12 protein-coding genes are annotated in these 16,596 nt (G+C 29.9%); all 12 read right to left on the reverse strand.

Going from position 1 to position 16,596, the window contains the following annotated elements:
* Window positions 1-74: 74 nt before the first annotated feature.
* The 12 genes from CDIF1296T_RS10985 to CDIF1296T_RS11040 all read right to left on the reverse strand — a co-directional run bounded on the left by CDIF1296T_RS10985 (window position 75) and on the right by CDIF1296T_RS11040 (window position 16,587).
* Window positions 75-1,262: a YgeY family selenium metabolism-linked hydrolase gene (locus CDIF1296T_RS10985; protein WP_009897234.1), complete on the reverse strand. Its 1,188-nt coding sequence runs from the start codon at window positions 1,260-1,262 to the stop codon at window positions 75-77.
* Window positions 1,263-1,388: 126 nt separating this feature from the next.
* Entirely contained in the window at window positions 1,389-2,603 is a 1,215-nt protein-coding gene (gene dpaL, locus CDIF1296T_RS10990; RefSeq protein ID WP_009890217.1) for a diaminopropionate ammonia-lyase, read from the reverse strand.
* A gap of 362 nt (window positions 2,604-2,965) precedes the next feature.
* A complete protein-coding gene (locus tag CDIF1296T_RS10995; RefSeq protein WP_003424384.1) occupies window positions 2,966-3,637 on the reverse strand; it encodes a flavodoxin family protein in 672 nt (223 codons plus the stop codon).
* An 82-nt stretch (window positions 3,638-3,719) separates the two neighbouring features.
* Window positions 3,720-5,936 carry a xanthine dehydrogenase family protein molybdopterin-binding subunit gene (locus tag CDIF1296T_RS11000; protein ID WP_003434082.1) on the reverse strand — a complete coding sequence of 739 codons (2,217 nt, stop codon included), beginning with the start codon at window positions 5,934-5,936 and terminating at the stop codon, window positions 3,720-3,722.
* A gap of 2 nt (window positions 5,937-5,938) precedes the next feature.
* Window positions 5,939-6,409 (reverse strand): (2Fe-2S)-binding protein, encoded by a 471-nt coding sequence (locus CDIF1296T_RS11005; protein WP_003434079.1) that lies wholly within the window; start codon window positions 6,407-6,409, stop codon window positions 5,939-5,941.
* Between the two features lie 61 nt (window positions 6,410-6,470).
* Window positions 6,471-7,865 carry an amidohydrolase family protein gene (locus tag CDIF1296T_RS11010; RefSeq protein ID WP_009897237.1) on the reverse strand — a complete coding sequence of 465 codons (1,395 nt, stop codon included), beginning with the start codon at window positions 7,863-7,865 and terminating at the stop codon, window positions 6,471-6,473.
* 72 nt (window positions 7,866-7,937) lie between these two features.
* Window positions 7,938-9,299 (reverse strand): uracil-xanthine permease family protein, encoded by a 1,362-nt coding sequence (locus CDIF1296T_RS11015; protein WP_003434075.1) that lies wholly within the window; start codon window positions 9,297-9,299, stop codon window positions 7,938-7,940.
* Window positions 9,300-9,595: 296 nt separating this feature from the next.
* Window positions 9,596-10,918: a uracil-xanthine permease family protein gene (locus CDIF1296T_RS11020; protein WP_003430656.1), complete on the reverse strand. Its 1,323-nt coding sequence runs from the start codon at window positions 10,916-10,918 to the stop codon at window positions 9,596-9,598.
* 355 nt (window positions 10,919-11,273) lie between these two features.
* Window positions 11,274-12,314, reverse strand: coding sequence for a sigma-54 interaction domain-containing protein (locus CDIF1296T_RS11025; protein ID WP_003434073.1), 1,041 nt, complete (start codon window positions 12,312-12,314; stop codon window positions 11,274-11,276).
* 326 nt (window positions 12,315-12,640) lie between these two features.
* The gene (locus tag CDIF1296T_RS11030; RefSeq protein ID WP_018112798.1) at window positions 12,641-13,909 is read right to left on the reverse strand and encodes an McrC family protein; all 1,269 of its coding nucleotides are present in this window, start codon (window positions 13,907-13,909) and stop codon (window positions 12,641-12,643) included.
* Window positions 13,902-15,836, reverse strand: coding sequence for an McrB family protein (locus CDIF1296T_RS11035; RefSeq protein ID WP_009897242.1), 1,935 nt, complete (start codon window positions 15,834-15,836; stop codon window positions 13,902-13,904). Before CDIF1296T_RS11035 ends, CDIF1296T_RS11030 begins: the two co-directional genes overlap by 8 nt.
* A gap of 28 nt (window positions 15,837-15,864) precedes the next feature.
* Entirely contained in the window at window positions 15,865-16,587 is a 723-nt protein-coding gene (locus CDIF1296T_RS11040; protein WP_003434069.1) for an FtsZ/tubulin family protein, read from the reverse strand.
* Between the last annotated feature and the right edge of the window lie 9 nt (window positions 16,588-16,596).

The raw sequence follows: 16,596 nt of genomic DNA on the forward strand, positions 1-16,596 counted from the left end.
AAAATTGTATTTTCTAAAGGTGCTATATTCAGCACCTCTAGACTATATTTAAATAATTTATTGTGAACTAAATATTATTTTCCGTATACAGATTTTAATATTCCATAGTAACCTTCTGTTCCTACAAATAACTGTTCTTGCTCTATATACTCATCTATTGTGTGAGCAAGATTTTCCTTAGAAGGACCAAATCCTATAGTTTTTATTCCAGCTTCACCTGCATAGTGACTTCCATTCGTACAGAATGAGTATTGAGTTATTTCTGAATCTATTCCAGCTTCTTTTAATCCCTTATATGCTGCTTGAACAAATTCATCTTCTTCGTCATATAACCAACCTGGGAAGAATCTTTCACTTTCTATAGTATTTCCTGTATAGCAATCAGCTTTTTCAACCGCATAAGAAACTTTTGCATTTAATTCTGGGTCTTCTTTCATCATTTCATCTAATAAAGCTTGTATTGGAGCTAATACGCCTTCTCTTGTTTCTCCAACTAATAATCTTCTATCAAAAGTAGCTTTGCAATAATCTGGCACTACTGATGCTCCTGGATATGGAGAAGATTTTATATCTGTTAAAACTAATATTCCATCACCTAAAACTGGATGAGTTGGAGGTACTAATTGTTGTATCTTTTGGATTACACTAGCCATTTTATAAACTGCATTTACACCTTTTTCTGGATTAGCAGAGTGAGCTGGTTTACCAAAAGTTTCTACTACTATTTCTCCTCTACCTCTCTGACCAATCTTTAAGTTTAACTCTGAAGACTCACCTATTACAACATAGTCAGGTTGAACAGCCTTACTTATCTCTCTAGCTGAAACACCTTCAAATATTTCTTCATGAACAACACCTGCTACATATAGTTCTCCAGCAAAATCTCTATTAGTGTCTTTAGCAAAATACGCTACAGCAGACATCATTGCAGTATATTGACCTTTCATGTCAGAAGTTCCTCTACCATATATCTTTCCATCAACTATTTTTCCTTCAAAAGGAGGAACACTCCATTTACTTGCATCTGGAACTGGAACTGTATCTATATGTCCATCAAATAAGATTTTCTTACCTGGCTTGTTACCTTTTATACATCCTACTATATTTCCATATCTATCTCTTGACCAACTATCAAAACCTAATTTTTCAAAAGACTCTTCTATTGCTTTTACAACACCTTCTTCATTTCCAGAAGAACTAGGATTTTGAATTAATTTTTGGCATATTTCAGTTACTTCTTGTTTTCTTTGTTCGTTTAACATTTCATTATCCCCCTAGATTTTTTATAATGTATGTATTTTATATACTTATATATTTTCTAAATTTTAGAACTTATATATCTTCTAAATATGTAAACCAATATCTAATAATTGCATTTTAGTAATTCCTTATATACTTGGATATTCTCCATCCCAAACTATACTTCTATATTTGTCAGGGTCAGTATCTCCTTCTGTGCTTATTAAAAGTATTCTTGAATTTTCATCTAATTTTAAATCTTTTCTTAAATCTGCTAAATCTTCTCTTTCCATAGCTGCTACTAAAAGACCAGTTGTAACTGCTCCAGATTCTCCAGAAATTACCTTTTCATCACCATTTAAAGGATTACCTAATGTTCTCATACCTTTAGCAGAAACCCAGTCTGGTGCTGAAACAAATGCTGCTGCATGATTTTTTAATACTTCAAATCCTATAGTATTTGGTTCTCCACAAGCAAGCCCTGCCATTATAGTTGGCATATCTCCTCCAACAAATCTTGGTTTTCCATCTCCAGCTTCTGCTGATTTATAGTAACAATCAGCTTCGTCAGCCTCTACTACTACTGTTATTGGGCATTCATCATATATTGAAGCAACATACCCTTGAACTGCACCAGCAAGTGAACCAACTCCTGCTTGAACAAATACGTGTGTTGGTCTATCTACTCCATATTCTTTTAATTGCTCTATAGCTTCTTGAGCCATAGTTCCATATCCTTGCATTATCCACGCTGGTATTTCTTCATATCCGTCCCATGCTGTATCTTGAACCATTACTCCATGGTCATCAGCTTCTGCATAATCATTAGCTAATCTTACTGCATCATCATAGTTTAAGTCTGTTATACTAGCATCTGCACCTTCTCCTTTAATTTTATTTAATCTAAATTCAGAAGAACCTTTTGGCATTAATACAACAGATTTTTGACCTAATTTATTAGCTGTCCAAGCAACTCCTCTACCGTGATTTCCATCTGTAGCTGTAAAGAAAGTTATTTCTCCTAATTTTTCTTTTATTTCTTTTGAAGTTAATTTGTCATACCCTAACTCAGATATATCTGTATCTAATCTTTGAGCTAAGTATCTACCCATAGAATAAGAACCACCTAATACTTTAAATGCATTTAATCCAAATCTATAAGATTCATCTTTTACATATACTCCTGCAACACCTAATTTTTTTGCTAAACCTTCTAGGTTTGCTAATGGAGTTTCTTTATATTGAGGAAAGCTTTTGTGAAAATTTCTAACCTTAGTTATTTCTTCTTCATTTAAAAATTTGATACAATTTTCCTTATCGCCCTTTGGCAAATTATTTACTTTCCATTTAATTTCTTTTAACATCTAAAATACCTCCAAATTATTGTTAAATTTTTATACTTTAATATATAAGCAATTAACATGCCAATACTAAATATATACTAGATATTTTTCCATGACTCTTTAGTATAGAAATTGCAATGCTTTTATTATTTTTTCTTTTCTATCTTTAGTTCATACAATGTATGTAGAATTTAATAACTAAAAAACCTTTTCTATCTTCTCACTTTTTAATTCTCATTTTTAAAATTTAAAAATAAATCTCAAAACACTTTGTTTCTATATTTTTTAATATAAAATTTATAAAATCTAAATTAAAACATAAAATAGTGATGCAATAATCTATTACATCACTATTTGTATATATTCAATAATATAATAAATCTTTAGTGGTCTCTAAGAGGTGATTTTTCATCTTTTTTAACATCTAATTCTTCTTTTACGACATTCCATTTTTCAAGACCAAACTTAGAAACCATAACTGCCTCTGCTGCACCTTTTCCAAGTCTTTTTACTGTGTCCATACCTGTCTCATCCTCTTGGGCACCTTTTGCTTTTCCATCTTTACTCCATATTGTACCACCTATATAGCATCCACCTAAACCTCCAGACACTAACATTTCATGCATTAGGAAGAAATTTATTATAGGAAGTTTTGTCAATTCTTGGCCACCATATCTAGTTCCACCAGTAGTTATAGCTGCACCAACCTTATTTTGAAGTTTTCCTGGATGAACTAAATACATTGGACGAAGTCTATTAAATACTGCTGTAAGTTGAGCAGTTATATTCATATCATAAACTGGAGAACCTACTATAATTCCATCTGCCTCCAATATTTTTTGCTCTAATTCTTGGATATCATCTTTTATAATACACATAGTTTCTTTTCTTATACATGCATCACAATGTACACAAGGACTTATTTTTTTCCCTCTAACTGACCAATACTCAGTTTCTATACCAGGTATAGTTTCTGCTTCTTTCAAAGCTTCTAACACTGCATATTCTGTTGCTCCTTTACGTGGACTTCCACAAATACCTAATATCTTTGCCATAATAATATCTCCTCACCAAATAAATCTATTTTTATTATCTATTTACAAATACAATAAATTGTTATTTCTGCTTTAATTTCTACTATTTTAATTTTATTGGTAATGAATGTATCTCTACATCAGTTGCATTATATACTGCATTTGCAACAGCTGGCGCAACTGGTACAACGGCACATTCTCCAATACTCTTACCACCAAAAGGCCCAGCTTTTTCATAACCATCTACAAATGCAACTTGACATTTTGGCATATCTACAGTTCTAAATAATTTATATGTTTTAAAATCAGTAGCTTTAGGTCTACCTTGTTCATCAAATGCCAATTCTTCACTCAATGCGTATCCTAGACCCATATGAATCCCACCTTCTAATTGTCCTTCTAAATTTAGAGGATTTATAACTCTACCAACATCATGTACAGCTACAAAATCAACTACTTTTATATCCTTAGTTTCTTTATCTACTAAAACTTCAGCAAAATGTACACCATAAGAAGTACGTCCAGCTGGTGAAGAATAATCTTCAACAACAGTTAACTCTCTTAATGATTTACTTTGACTATATACTGCGACATCAGAAAGTGATGCTTTTACATTTTCATCAAGTTTACTAATTACACATCCATTGTCTAGATATAAATCTTCTTTTGATGTTTCAAGTAATTTTTCTGCTTCTTCTAATATAAGATTTTTCAATTTCTCTGCTGTCTTTTTAGCTCCTCCACCTTCTACAAATACCCCTCTACTTGCATAGTCACCAAGGTTGAATGTACATGCATCCGTATCAGTTTCAAATGTATCAACTTTATCAGGTGTTATTCCTAAAACTTCAGCTACCATCATTGTTTGCATAGTTACAACACCATTACCCATATCATGAGCTCCTGTTAGTAGTGTCAACGTACCATCTTCATTTAATTTAAGAGTCAATGTAACAACATCTCTATGTGCACCAAAAACTCCATTACCATGTGCACCTATTGCCATACCTATACCTCTTAAATATTTTCCTTCTTCTTTTGGAAGTTTTTTCTTTTCATCCCACTTAAACATCTTCTTACCTTGCTCTATACAATCCAATACTCTAGGATTTCCAAGAGAACCGTGGAAGATTATATCGACATCATCTGGCTCTACTGCATTTTTATTTTGAAAATCGACTAAATCCATACCTATTTCCTTTGCTATTTTCGCAAATTGAGCTTGTTGAGCCATAAATATTTGAGGTGACCCATAGCCTCTCATAGCTCCTGCTATTGGTGTATTTGTATATACAGGCATCCCAGTAAACTTTATATTTGGTATTTTATAAACTTTAAATACTTTATGACTAAGTGCTCCTATAACATTTAAAGCACTTGATGCATATGCTCCTGTATTTGTATATATTTTTATGTCTTGTGCTATTACTTCACCATCTTTATTTACACCAGTTTTTAATTTTACAAAAGACCCATGACGAGTTCTTGTTGATATCATAGATTCCTTTCTTGTAAGAACCATTTTAACTGGTCTTCTTGTCATTTTTGATAATGCGGCTGCTACTGGTTCAATTGTAAGTTCTAATTTTCCACCAAATGAGCCTCCAATAGCAGGTCTTATAACTCTTACTTTATTTAATGACATCCCAAAAATTTGAGATAGTATTATTCTAAATCCAAATGTATTTTGGCAAGGTGTATGTACAGTTAATTTATCATTATAATCATAGTGTGCAATTACACTATGAGTCTCTATTGCACTATGATGTATTGCTGGAGTAGAGTATTCATCTTCAAATATATAGTCACATTCCTTGAAGCCTTTTTCTACATCTCCCCCATTTATGTTGTTTTGAGAAACTATATTTGAATCTCCATGTATGCAGATAGCATCTTCTTTTATTGCATCTTGTATAGTAAATACAGCTGGCAATTCTTCATATTCAACTTTTATAAGTTTTACAGCTTTCTCTGCTATTTCTGGAGTCTCTGCAGCTACTGCTGCAACACGGTCACCAACAAATCTAACTGTATCTGAAAATATAACTTCATTTTCAGGTATTTTGTGCTCATAAAATCTTAATGAACCATTGTATTTTCTTTGTGATGTATTGAGATAAGTAGCTATAGCTCTAACACCTACTACTTTCTCAGCTTCACTTGTATCTATACTTTTTATTTTTGCATGTGCTACAGGGCTTAAAAGCATCTTAGCGTAAAGTACATTTTGTGGTTTCATATCAGCCACGTATTTCATTTGACCAGTAACTTTTAAAGCTGCATCTTTTAGAGGGTATGATTTTCCTATTACCTTTTCCATAATTATCTACCCCCTAATCTAGCTGCAGATAATTTTACAGCTTCTATAATCTTTACATATCCTGTGCATCTACAGAGATTTTCTTTAAAAGCTTCTCTAATTTCATCTTCATTAGGAGATGCATTTCTATTTAAAAGAGCTTGTGTTGTTATAATCATACCAGGAGTACAATATCCACATTGTACAGCTCCAACTTCTATAAAAGCTTCTTGTATTGGATGAAGATTTTCTCCATTAGCAAAACTTTCTATAGTGTATATAACTTTACCTTCGCAGTTTTTTGCAAGAAGTTTACAAGATTTCATGTCAACTCCATCTATCAAAACTTTACATGCTCCACAACTGCCACTATTACAACCTTGTTTCGCTCCAGTTAGATTTAATTTTTCACGAAGTACATGCAAAAGAGTTTCATTCTTTTCAACTTCTATTTCATACATGTAATCATTAATATTTAATTTTATTTTTTCCATTTTCTCCTCCTACAGATAAACTAATGTTGTAATAGAATATTATTACAATCTTATTTTAATATTAGTATAAGCTATTCCACTTATGTCCTTCCATTCTATTAGTTACATTAGCTCTCTTACATAATTCTTCTGCTGCATGTTGTGCATTAAGCAACACTTGTTCTTCACTTTCAATTGTAGTTACTTTTCCATTTTCAAGTATTACATTTCCATCAACTAAAACACTCTCTACATTGTGCATACTAGCTGAGTATACCAAAGTTGATACAGGATTGTGAAGAGGTATTGATTTTGGAGAAAGCATTGAGTTAAATATTACTAGGTCAGCTTTTTTCCCAATCTCCAAAGAACCTATTTCATCTTCCATTCTAAGAGTTCTTGCTCCCTCAATTGTAGCCATTTCAAGAACTTTCTCTGCAGAAATTGCCAGAGGGTCACAATTATTTACTTTGTGTTGTAAAGCTGTTAGTTTCATAAGCTCTACCATATCTTGTGCGTTATTACTTGCTGCACCGTCAAGACCTAAACTCACATTTATACCTTTTTTTAACATTTCTGGCACAGGTGCAACACCAGAAGCAAGATACATATTACTTGCTACATTATGAGAAACTTTTATGTCATACTTTTTAAGCATTTCCATGTCTTCATCAGTTATACATACACAATGTACTGCTACAACTTCTGGACCTACTATACCCCATTTTTCAAGTAATTTTATATCTATTTCTCCATGTATATCCTTTGTTGCTGTTCTTGCAAATTCTGTTTCAGATATATGAACTGTAAAATATGAATCATATTCTTTAACTATATTCCAAAGCATCTTACCCATTTCTTCAGATATAGCCCACATTGAAGAAGGAGCTACACAGATTTTTATTCTTCCATTTTCTGAATTATGATATTTTTCGAATACCCTTCTCAAATCTTTTTCAACCGTTTCCACATCTTCTATAAGCTCTTTGTGAATACCTAAATCTATACAACCTCTACCTACAACCCCTCTTATGCCTAAATCTTTATATGCCTTTACTATTCCATCTGTAAGTCCTGGTCTATTGTGAGTATGCATATAATCAACCATTGTAGTTATACCACTTTTTAAACCTTCCATACATCCAAGCATTGCAGCATCATAAGTATCTTGTTCTGTTAAGAATTTTGCTGATGGAAACATCATTGTATTTAACCACTCATGAAGTGCCATATCATCACCTAAACCTTTTAATAACACTTGGAACAGGTGATTATGAGTATTTATAAAGCCAGGGAATATTACTTTTCCATTAGCATCTATAACTTTTTTAGCATCAAGATACTTAGGCTCAATATCAACTGTATTTCCTATGTCCAAGATTCTGTCACCTTGAATAGCTATTGCTCCATCAAATATAACATCTCTGTCTTTATTAACTGTAACAATTATTGCATTTTTTATTAGTATATCAATCATCTTAAATCCCCCTTTGAATACTTTCATTACAACATTTTACCATATGGTTTTCTCATATTATATCTAATACATTTATCCAATATTTTCCTCAAGATTTGAAGTAACGTTTTCAGCACTTTTACGTGACTTTAATTTAAATAATGTTTGAAGTAATATAGCTATTATTGCTCCAGAAACTATACTTGACCCTCCAAGGACAGTTCCAATTGTTTCTGGGAATTGGTCTAAAACTTGTGGAGCAGTTGTAAGACCCATACTTGTTGCTATAGATACACCTGCTATAAGATTGTTTTCTTCAGTGAATCCATCCATACTCATAATAGAGAAACCAGACATTGCTATTGATGAGAAAACTACTAAAGTTGCTCCACCAACAACACAAGATGGTATAGTTGTCATTATTGCACCCAATGCTGGAGATATCCCTGCTAGTAATAATACAAGTGCCCCTAGTGCTATTACAAATCTACTTGTAACTTTGTTCATAGATACAATTACTGTATTTTGGCTAAATACTCCAGTTGGAAGAGCTGCAAATAGTGATGAAATTATAGAAGTTATAGAATTTCCTAAAACAACTGATGCTAATTCTTCGTCAGTTACCTCTCTATCCATTGCTCCTACTGTAGCTATTGTACAGGCACCCATCATATCAGCTATACCTATTATGTAAATAATAGTAAACATTACTATTAACTCTGGTCTAAATTCTAATCCAAAAGCTGCTGGTGTTGGTAAAGATACTATAGCTGCTCCTTGAACGGCTGAGAAATCAACCAATCCTAAAACTAAAGATATAGCATAACCTACTAATATTCCTATTAATATTGAAGAATTTTTTACTAAACCTTTACCGTATTTATTTATCATTATTATTACAAAAGCAACTATAACTCCTACTGTGAAGTTTATTGGGCTTCCAAATGTTTGTGTGCCTTCTCCTCCAGCTAAATTCTTTATAGCTGTTGCGAATAGTCCAAGTCCCATACATGCTATTATAGTTCCAGAAACTATTGGAGTGAATATATGTCTAATTTTCTTAACTCCAAATCCTACAAAGAATACGATTACCCCAGCAGCAATCTGTGCTCCAAATAGAGCTGCTAAACCATCTTTAGCTGCTACTGAAAGACAAGCTCCTAAAAATACATAACTCATTCCCATCATTACAGGTAATCTTGAACCTAACTTAAATCCTTTAAATAAAGGTATTGGATATAACTGTAAAAACGTTGCTAAACCTGCTGCTAACATAGAACCCTGAATCAACATTGTTGCTTGCCCCTGGTTAAGTCCTACCACGTTTGCTATTAATATCGCAGGTACCATATTTCCTACTATCATTGCTAACAGATGTTGTAAGGCCAAAGGTATTGATTCCTTTAGTGGTGGTATCCCATCGACATCATATTTTGAAGTATTACGTGTTTTCATAAAATAAATCCTCCCATACATAAATATCTTGACTAAATATTTTTATAATTATTTTCTATAAATATTTTTATGACCATGAATTTATTGCTCAACCGATAAACACAGCTAAACTGAGCTATTTTTATAAAAAATTAACAAATTTCTAAATATTCCCTCCCCGATTTTCAACTTAAATGAACATTAATTGCCTGGTATATATTTATTTGTTAAATTTTTTATTAAAATGAATAGCTATCAAAAATAATCTAACAATCTCATACTAAATAATTTAAACAATTCTTTTAAATTATTATATCTTAATTAGTCTCTTCCATAACAGCTCTTTCTTTAGCCTCATCCTCTAGACTTTTATTTGGTATTATTAGATTTAAAACGAATGCAACCAATGTTGCAATTACTATTGGAGATTCTCCAAATACTAACTTTACAAATGAAGGAAATGCCTCTTGGGCTGCTGGTACTGATGTTATTCCCATGCCTAAGGCAATTGCCAAACCAACAATGGTAATATTTCTTGATGACAACTCTTCTGTAATAATTAACTTTATACCTGTCATTGTTATCATACTAAATATAGATATTGTAGCTCCTCCTAAAACAGAATATGGTATAGTAGTCATTAATGCACCAAATTTAGGCACAAACCCCGACAATAACATAAATATACCAGCTATTCCAAGCACAAATCTACTTATTACTTTGTTCATAGCTACCATCCCCACGTTTTGGCTATATGATGATGGTGGTAAACCTCCAAACAAAGCTCCTATCATAGTACAAATTCCACTTCCTATTACTCCACTTGATAATTCCTTATCTGTGATATTCCTATCCATGCCTCCCATTGTAGTAGCTGATAAATCTCCAATTGCTTGAACAGCATTGATTATACTTACAATTACTACTGAGATTATTACAGGCATATCAAATTCCATCCCAAATTCAAGCGGTTTAGGTATCGCAAACCAAGTTGCCTCTCTAATAGGGTCAAAATTTATTATACCCAGAACTAAAGATACACAATATCCAACTATAATTCCCAAAAATATTGCTGCCAATTTTGCATATCCTTTTGCAAATTGACTAAGACCTATAACTACCACTAATGTTATAGCCGCTACTGCCCAGTTTTGCATAGAGGCATAAGTAGGACTATTTACACCACCTGCCATATAATTTATTGCTATAGGATACAAAGATAATCCAATTGTAAAAACCACTGTTCCTGCAACTATATTCGGAAAAAATTTTCTTATCTTTTTTATGAATATCCCTATTAATACTGTAGCCACTCCCCCTATTAATTGTGCACCCAAAATGCTTGCTAATCCATAATTTCCTCCGACTGCTACAAGTGTTGGTACATAAGTAAAACCAACTCCAAAAATTATAGGCAATCTTGAACCAATATTTCCTATTGGATATAGTTGTATAAGTGTTGATATACCAGCTATTATTAATGCATATTGCACTAAAAGTGTTATTTGTGTAGGGCTAACACCCACAGCTCCTCCTACGACTATAGGTACTGTAACAGTTCCAACTATCATTGCTAGTATATGTTGCATTGATAGTGGCAAACACTTTAAAATTGGTGGCCTTCCATCAATATCAAACATAGAAACATTCTTTTGATATTTACTCAAGGTTATCACTCCCAACTATTTTTTAATGACAGTTATTATTATCTCACACAACATCCTTTCTTTTTTTATTTTGTCATCTCAATTTAATATGAAGCAATTATAATGCCAATTTTTTAACATAATTGTTTTACATATATAATTTTTATTATATTTGTTAGTATTTGATAATTTATTAAAGCATTTATTTTTTTAAATTCTTTTAAATTTTTTTTATTTTTGGATAATAAAATGCTATTACACAAAAAAACACTTAGAAAATAGTTTTCCAAGTGTTTTTTATCAATTTTATAATTTCAAATTTTAGAATTGAGAATAAAAAGCCTAATTATTATACATCTATTTTTCTGTACAATGTAGCTAGTGATATTCCAAGTTTTTTGGCAGCCAGTTTTTTAGACTTAGTATCATTTCCGTAAAACTTTAACACTTTCTTTATATAGGCTCTTTCAAACTCTTCAAGTGTAAGTATGTCTTGTTCCATACTTATCTCATAGTCACTTTCCTCAAGTAACTTTATATTTATATTATTTAACTTAAAATATTCAAGTATCTTTCTATTTATTATTCCTTTATGTATTATTCCATCTTCCTCAAGAAGGTTTAATGCCAGTTCTATAGTATTTTCCAACTCTCTAATATTTCCTGGCCAAGGATACTTAAGCAACATTTGTTCCACATCTGGCTCTATATGGTACACGTTTTTCTTCATCTTTCTCGAATATTTGTCTATAAAATTGTTTATTAATATTTGTATATCGTCTCCTCTTTCTCTAAGTGGAGGCACTTCTAAAGGTATTACATTCAATCTATAGTATAAGTCTTCTCTAAATTTATTTTCCTTAACCAACTCAAATAAATCTCTATTAGTAGCTGATATGATTCTAACATCTATATCAATTAGTTCATTTGAACCTATTCTCGTAAACTTCTTTTCCTGTAATACCCTCAATAACTTTGATTGTAGTTGAATTGGCATATCTCCTATCTCATCTAAAAATACAACCCCTCCATTGGCCAATTCAAACTTACCAATTTTACCTTTTGAATCTGCTCCACTAAAAGCTCCTTTTGTATATCCAAAAAGTTCACTTTCTAGTAAAGGTTCTGGTATAGCAGCACAGTTTATAGCAACGAATGTTTTATTCCCTCTGTTTCCTGCGAGATGAATGGCTCTTGCTATTAATTCTTTTCCAGTGCCACTTTCTCCAGTTATAGCTACAGTAGAATCACTATTTCCAATTTTACAAATTCTATTCTTAAGAGCACGCATTACATCAGACTCTCCAATTATGGAGTCTACTGTTGTTGTTCCCCAAATATTATATACTTCCATTCCACCATACATTACTGAATCACTGTGTTTGTCCATAAAATATCAACTCCAAATAAGTATTCTATATAATAATCATTCACATTATCTATTTAATTATATCATAACAGAAAAGCTTAGTTATAATTTAATAATATTATTTTAAAACAAAACTTAATAAAAAGTATATCTACTTAGTTTTAATTTGATAGATATACTTTCTTCATTTTACAAAAATCCTCTATTAAATAAGCAATTACAATGCCATATTTTATATGGAAATAATTTTTAAAATTTTTAATTTAAATCCTTATTAAATTTTTTATACTACTCGTAATTTTTATACCTATATAAAATTACTTTTATAAATTTTAAAATTCTTATTTTTAAAATTTATAATTAAAAATTATCTTTTTTAAATCATTTTTTGTGTTTTTTATATCATCTAACCTCACAGTTTTTGCTTCTATAAACTTACCCTTAAATGATTCTGATAATTTCCAGGAACTATAATTCTTATCTTTTTGAATACAAGGATATAATAATATACATCTTTTTGCATTTTCATATGCTGTTATATATGCATACATCTGGTATATATCACTTGACCTATAAAAAACATTTGAATCTACTTCAATAGCTTTCCATTTAGTGTCAATTATAATTTCATATTCATTTTTTAAGTCATATAAAACTATATCCGGTCTTAAATTAAAGTTTTTCTTACCAGTTTGTTCATTTTTCAAAAGAAATTTACTCTTATCTTGTATATATGTTTCTCTAAATGAATTGTCCCATATACTTTTGATTAAAATTCCTATATATTCTTCATACAAAGTATTTATTTCAAATAATATAGAAAATGCCTCTTGATTATTTTGACTATTATCCATAGACAAATTTAAAAGTAGAAGTCTAGCTAGTAAATAACAATCTTTAAATCTATCATTGTTTTTATAAAATTTATAATCCAACAGTTTTTTTCTATCTATATAAATTAAATCTACATTTTGAAAATAGCTTAAAATTTTTTTAATCTTGCCTTGAATTGAATTGTCATTTATTCTACATAAAATAGATATACATGCTTTTTTAAGAACTTGATTCAAGAAATTATTTTCACTATACTCATCATATTCACATCTTATTTTCATTGGAGAAATGCCTTTTTCTTTTGCATATGTACTTAATAATATTTTACCCCTCATAACATTTAAGTTCTCTATTTTATTTATATATTCAAAATAAATACCTTTTTTCATCTGTGTTTGCATACTCTCAATGAAATACATAACAAAAAAATTTAAGAGATTATAATTTTTCAAACTCAATCTTATTTTTTCATTCATTGTAATTGGAATTTTATTACATATAGAAAGCATCTGTAATAGTATCTCTCTATCTTTTACAAGATTATCACTTAATGACAATTTAGGAAGTATTTCAAGTATTACATTTTCAAAACATATGATGCCTACATAGTTTATAAATCTAAGTTTTTTGTATTTAATATCTATTATATTACTTTTTAATACATCATTATTGTTCTCTAGATGCTTAAGCAATTTTTCATATTCAATTTCTGTAAGCTCATTTTCACCATTACCTACCCTTATCCATTCATAGGTTTCCTTAACATATATATTTTTACTCATATATATTTTTTAGCTCCTCACTAGATATGTTTTGTTTTATACAATAGTTAACTTTACTCTCCATTATTGAGGCATTATTATTTTTAAATAACTCAGAAGCTATAAGTTTTTCTTTATAAACAATGTATTTATCTTTTTCATTTCTTCCAATTCCTCCTAAAATCAAACCTACTTTTTCTGAATCATAATAAAAATACTCTTGAAGAAGTGGTATTATTTTACTTCTAAATACTACTACTATATCATTAATATTTTCTACAGCAAGTAGATAAGCTTGTCCAATAACATGGTCTCTATCATATAAAAACTCTATCCTTTTATTGATTGTATATAGCATTTTTCTAATATCTATACCATCTACAATAGACAATAAATCATAATCTGGCATAATTTCTTCAAAATTAAACCTTCTTCTTAAAGCTATATCTAAAAGTGCTATTGATTTATCTGATGTGTTCATAGTTCCAACTATATACAAATTTGGAGGTAGAGAAAATTTTTCCTTTGAATATGGTAGTTTGACAATAGTTTGATTTGATTTAGTAAGTCTTTTATCATCTTCCAATAATGTTATTAGCTCACCAAATATTTTAGATACATTCCCTCTATTAATTTCATCTATTATTAAAACATAGTTTTCTGATTCTTCAAAATTAAAACTCTCACTATATTCTATATTTTCTAATACTAATTTCTTTTTCCTGTCTTTTATAGTTTCTAAAGTCAAGCTATCTTTTTCCAACTCAAAGCTCATCTTTTTTTCAAATTTCAATGCATTATAACATGCTTCTATAGATATATCCTTTAATATCCCATCTTCTGGCTTAAAATTGCCTTCACCATCAGACTTAAGACCCTCTATAAATTCCTCATATCCATATGATTGATGAAATGTACAAAATTCTACATTGTTTTTATAATCTAAGTAACCTGTATAGTATCTGTTTCTTAGACTGGTTTCACTTACTAGATTGTAAACCATCTGTTTTGTATTGTATGTTTTACCAGTTCCTGGTGGTCCATAAAGTATAGTATTTAATGCCATTTTATTAGTAAATCTTTTTACATACTTTTCAACTATACTATTATTTTCAAATATAACCCATGCATTTCCGTCTATATTCTCCTTTTCATACTCTATCCATCTAACAGGAAAAAAATATCCACCCTCCAAAGCACTTACTTTCTCTTTATCGAACCCTTCCATAACTTGACATACGCCAAATAGACTCTTCATTGTATGGTCATTTTCACAAATTACTTTCTCGCTATTATACAATAAAATATAATCATCTGTCTTTATATTTTTTAGGCTTTCTAATTGTTCTAGATTAATGGGCTGAATAAATAATTCTTCATCATCTACACACTTATCTACATTTTTATAATAATAGTTTTTTAAATACCATTTATTATTTTCACTTTCTTCTATTCTTTTTCTCAATAATTTCTTATCTTGTGACTTAATAATTTCTAAATATGAGCTAATATCATTATTATTTAATTTATAAAATTCACTTATATATACTTTACAATTTGAAACTGTATCAAAATTATGCATCCATTTTACTGGTAGTGTATGCCCTAAAATATGACTTAATTCATATCCATTTTCAAAATCTTCTTCAACTATGCCAATAGACACATTACATTTAACTTTTTCTTCTATATTTTGATATGCTTTATATAAAAAATAATCTCCTTTTTTAATCGACATAAACTTTTTTATAAAATCTTTATCATTACAATTCTCATTAATATACTTTTCTGATTTTTTCCCCATACTGAATACTTTTTTTAAATTTATTTTTATATCAAATCCAAGTGCAATTATGCTTTCTTCTCTAAAAATCTGTGGTGTGTCTGTTTCCTGATAAAAAAATTCTTCCATTAACCAATACTCTGTACCTCTTATATTTTCAGACATATACACTCTCCTTAATATCTAAAATATACTAATTATACAATAAGCCTACTCTAATATTTCCATTTAAATTTTCCTTTATATATAAAGAAAATATTACTTCATAGCTTTCTTCTACCTTGCTCTGAATATTACTTATTAAATCATTCAATTCCATTATAGAAAATTCTGGACTTCCTTCAACAAATACAATTCCTTTCTTACTTATAAATTCCTCACCAATATATTCCATCCTATCAAATAAAATGTCAGCTATCTCGCTATATGACTTTGTATCTTCAAACTCTTCAAAAGAATACTTAATTCCTTTATCTCCTACAATAGCTTCTTTTAAATCAGTAATATCTATATTTATCATGCAAGAATCAGAAATAGACTCTACCATGATATTCATTAAATCAACAAATTTAAATATACTATCATTATTGATTTTAAACTCTCTCCCAAGCTCTAAATCTTCTTTATTTTCCTTCTCTGAACAATCCATTCCTATAGATAGAACTCTTCTTTCGTTTGACATATATGAAACAGCTTTTATAATATCTCTAATATGTTTATCTTCAGATGAATATATCAAAAATAATATATCTACACCATCTAAAAGACTTCTAACATATTCTTTTTCAATCTCTTGATTTATGTTTATTTTTTCTATATCCATATTTGCTTTTATTTTTTCTTCTACTTCATTTATTATATTAATACCTTCAGCTCCAATACCAATTATTTTAGCATTCTTATTAAAATTTTCCATTATAACGTA

The sequence above is a fragment of the Clostridioides difficile ATCC 9689 = DSM 1296 genome, from assembly GCF_001077535.1.
Taxonomy (GTDB): Bacteria; Bacillota; Clostridia; order Peptostreptococcales; family Peptostreptococcaceae; genus Clostridioides; species Clostridioides difficile.

Excerpts from the sequence above, each read along its gene's own strand:
- CDIF1296T_RS11020 (WP_003430656.1), bottom strand. The coding sequence starts at position 10,918 with ATGTTTGATATTGATGGAAGGCCACCAATTTTAAAGTGTTTGCCACTA.
- CDIF1296T_RS11010 (WP_009897237.1), bottom strand. The coding sequence starts at position 7,865 with ATGATTGATATACTAATAAAAAATGCAATAATTGTTACAGTTAATAAA.
- CDIF1296T_RS10995 (WP_003424384.1), bottom strand. The coding sequence starts at position 3,637 with ATGGCAAAGATATTAGGTATTTGTGGAAGTCCACGTAAAGGAGCAACA.
- CDIF1296T_RS10985 (WP_009897234.1), bottom strand. The coding sequence starts at position 1,262 with ATGTTAAACGAACAAAGAAAACAAGAAGTAACTGAAATATGCCAAAAA.
- CDIF1296T_RS11030 (WP_018112798.1), bottom strand. The coding sequence starts at position 13,909 with ATGAGTAAAAATATATATGTTAAGGAAACCTATGAATGGATAAGGGTA.
- CDIF1296T_RS11025 (WP_003434073.1), bottom strand. The coding sequence starts at position 12,314 with ATGGACAAACACAGTGATTCAGTAATGTATGGTGGAATGGAAGTATAT.
- CDIF1296T_RS11035 (WP_009897242.1), bottom strand. The coding sequence starts at position 15,836 with ATGTCTGAAAATATAAGAGGTACAGAGTATTGGTTAATGGAAGAATTT.
- CDIF1296T_RS11015 (WP_003434075.1), bottom strand. The coding sequence starts at position 9,299 with ATGAAAACACGTAATACTTCAAAATATGATGTCGATGGGATACCACCA.
- CDIF1296T_RS11040 (WP_003434069.1), bottom strand. The coding sequence starts at position 16,587 with ATGGAAAATTTTAATAAGAATGCTAAAATAATTGGTATTGGAGCTGAA.
- CDIF1296T_RS11005 (WP_003434079.1), bottom strand. The coding sequence starts at position 6,409 with ATGGAAAAAATAAAATTAAATATTAATGATTACATGTATGAAATAGAA.
- dpaL (WP_009890217.1), bottom strand. The coding sequence starts at position 2,603 with ATGTTAAAAGAAATTAAATGGAAAGTAAATAATTTGCCAAAGGGCGAT.
- CDIF1296T_RS11000 (WP_003434082.1), bottom strand. The coding sequence starts at position 5,936 with ATGGAAAAGGTAATAGGAAAATCATACCCTCTAAAAGATGCAGCTTTA.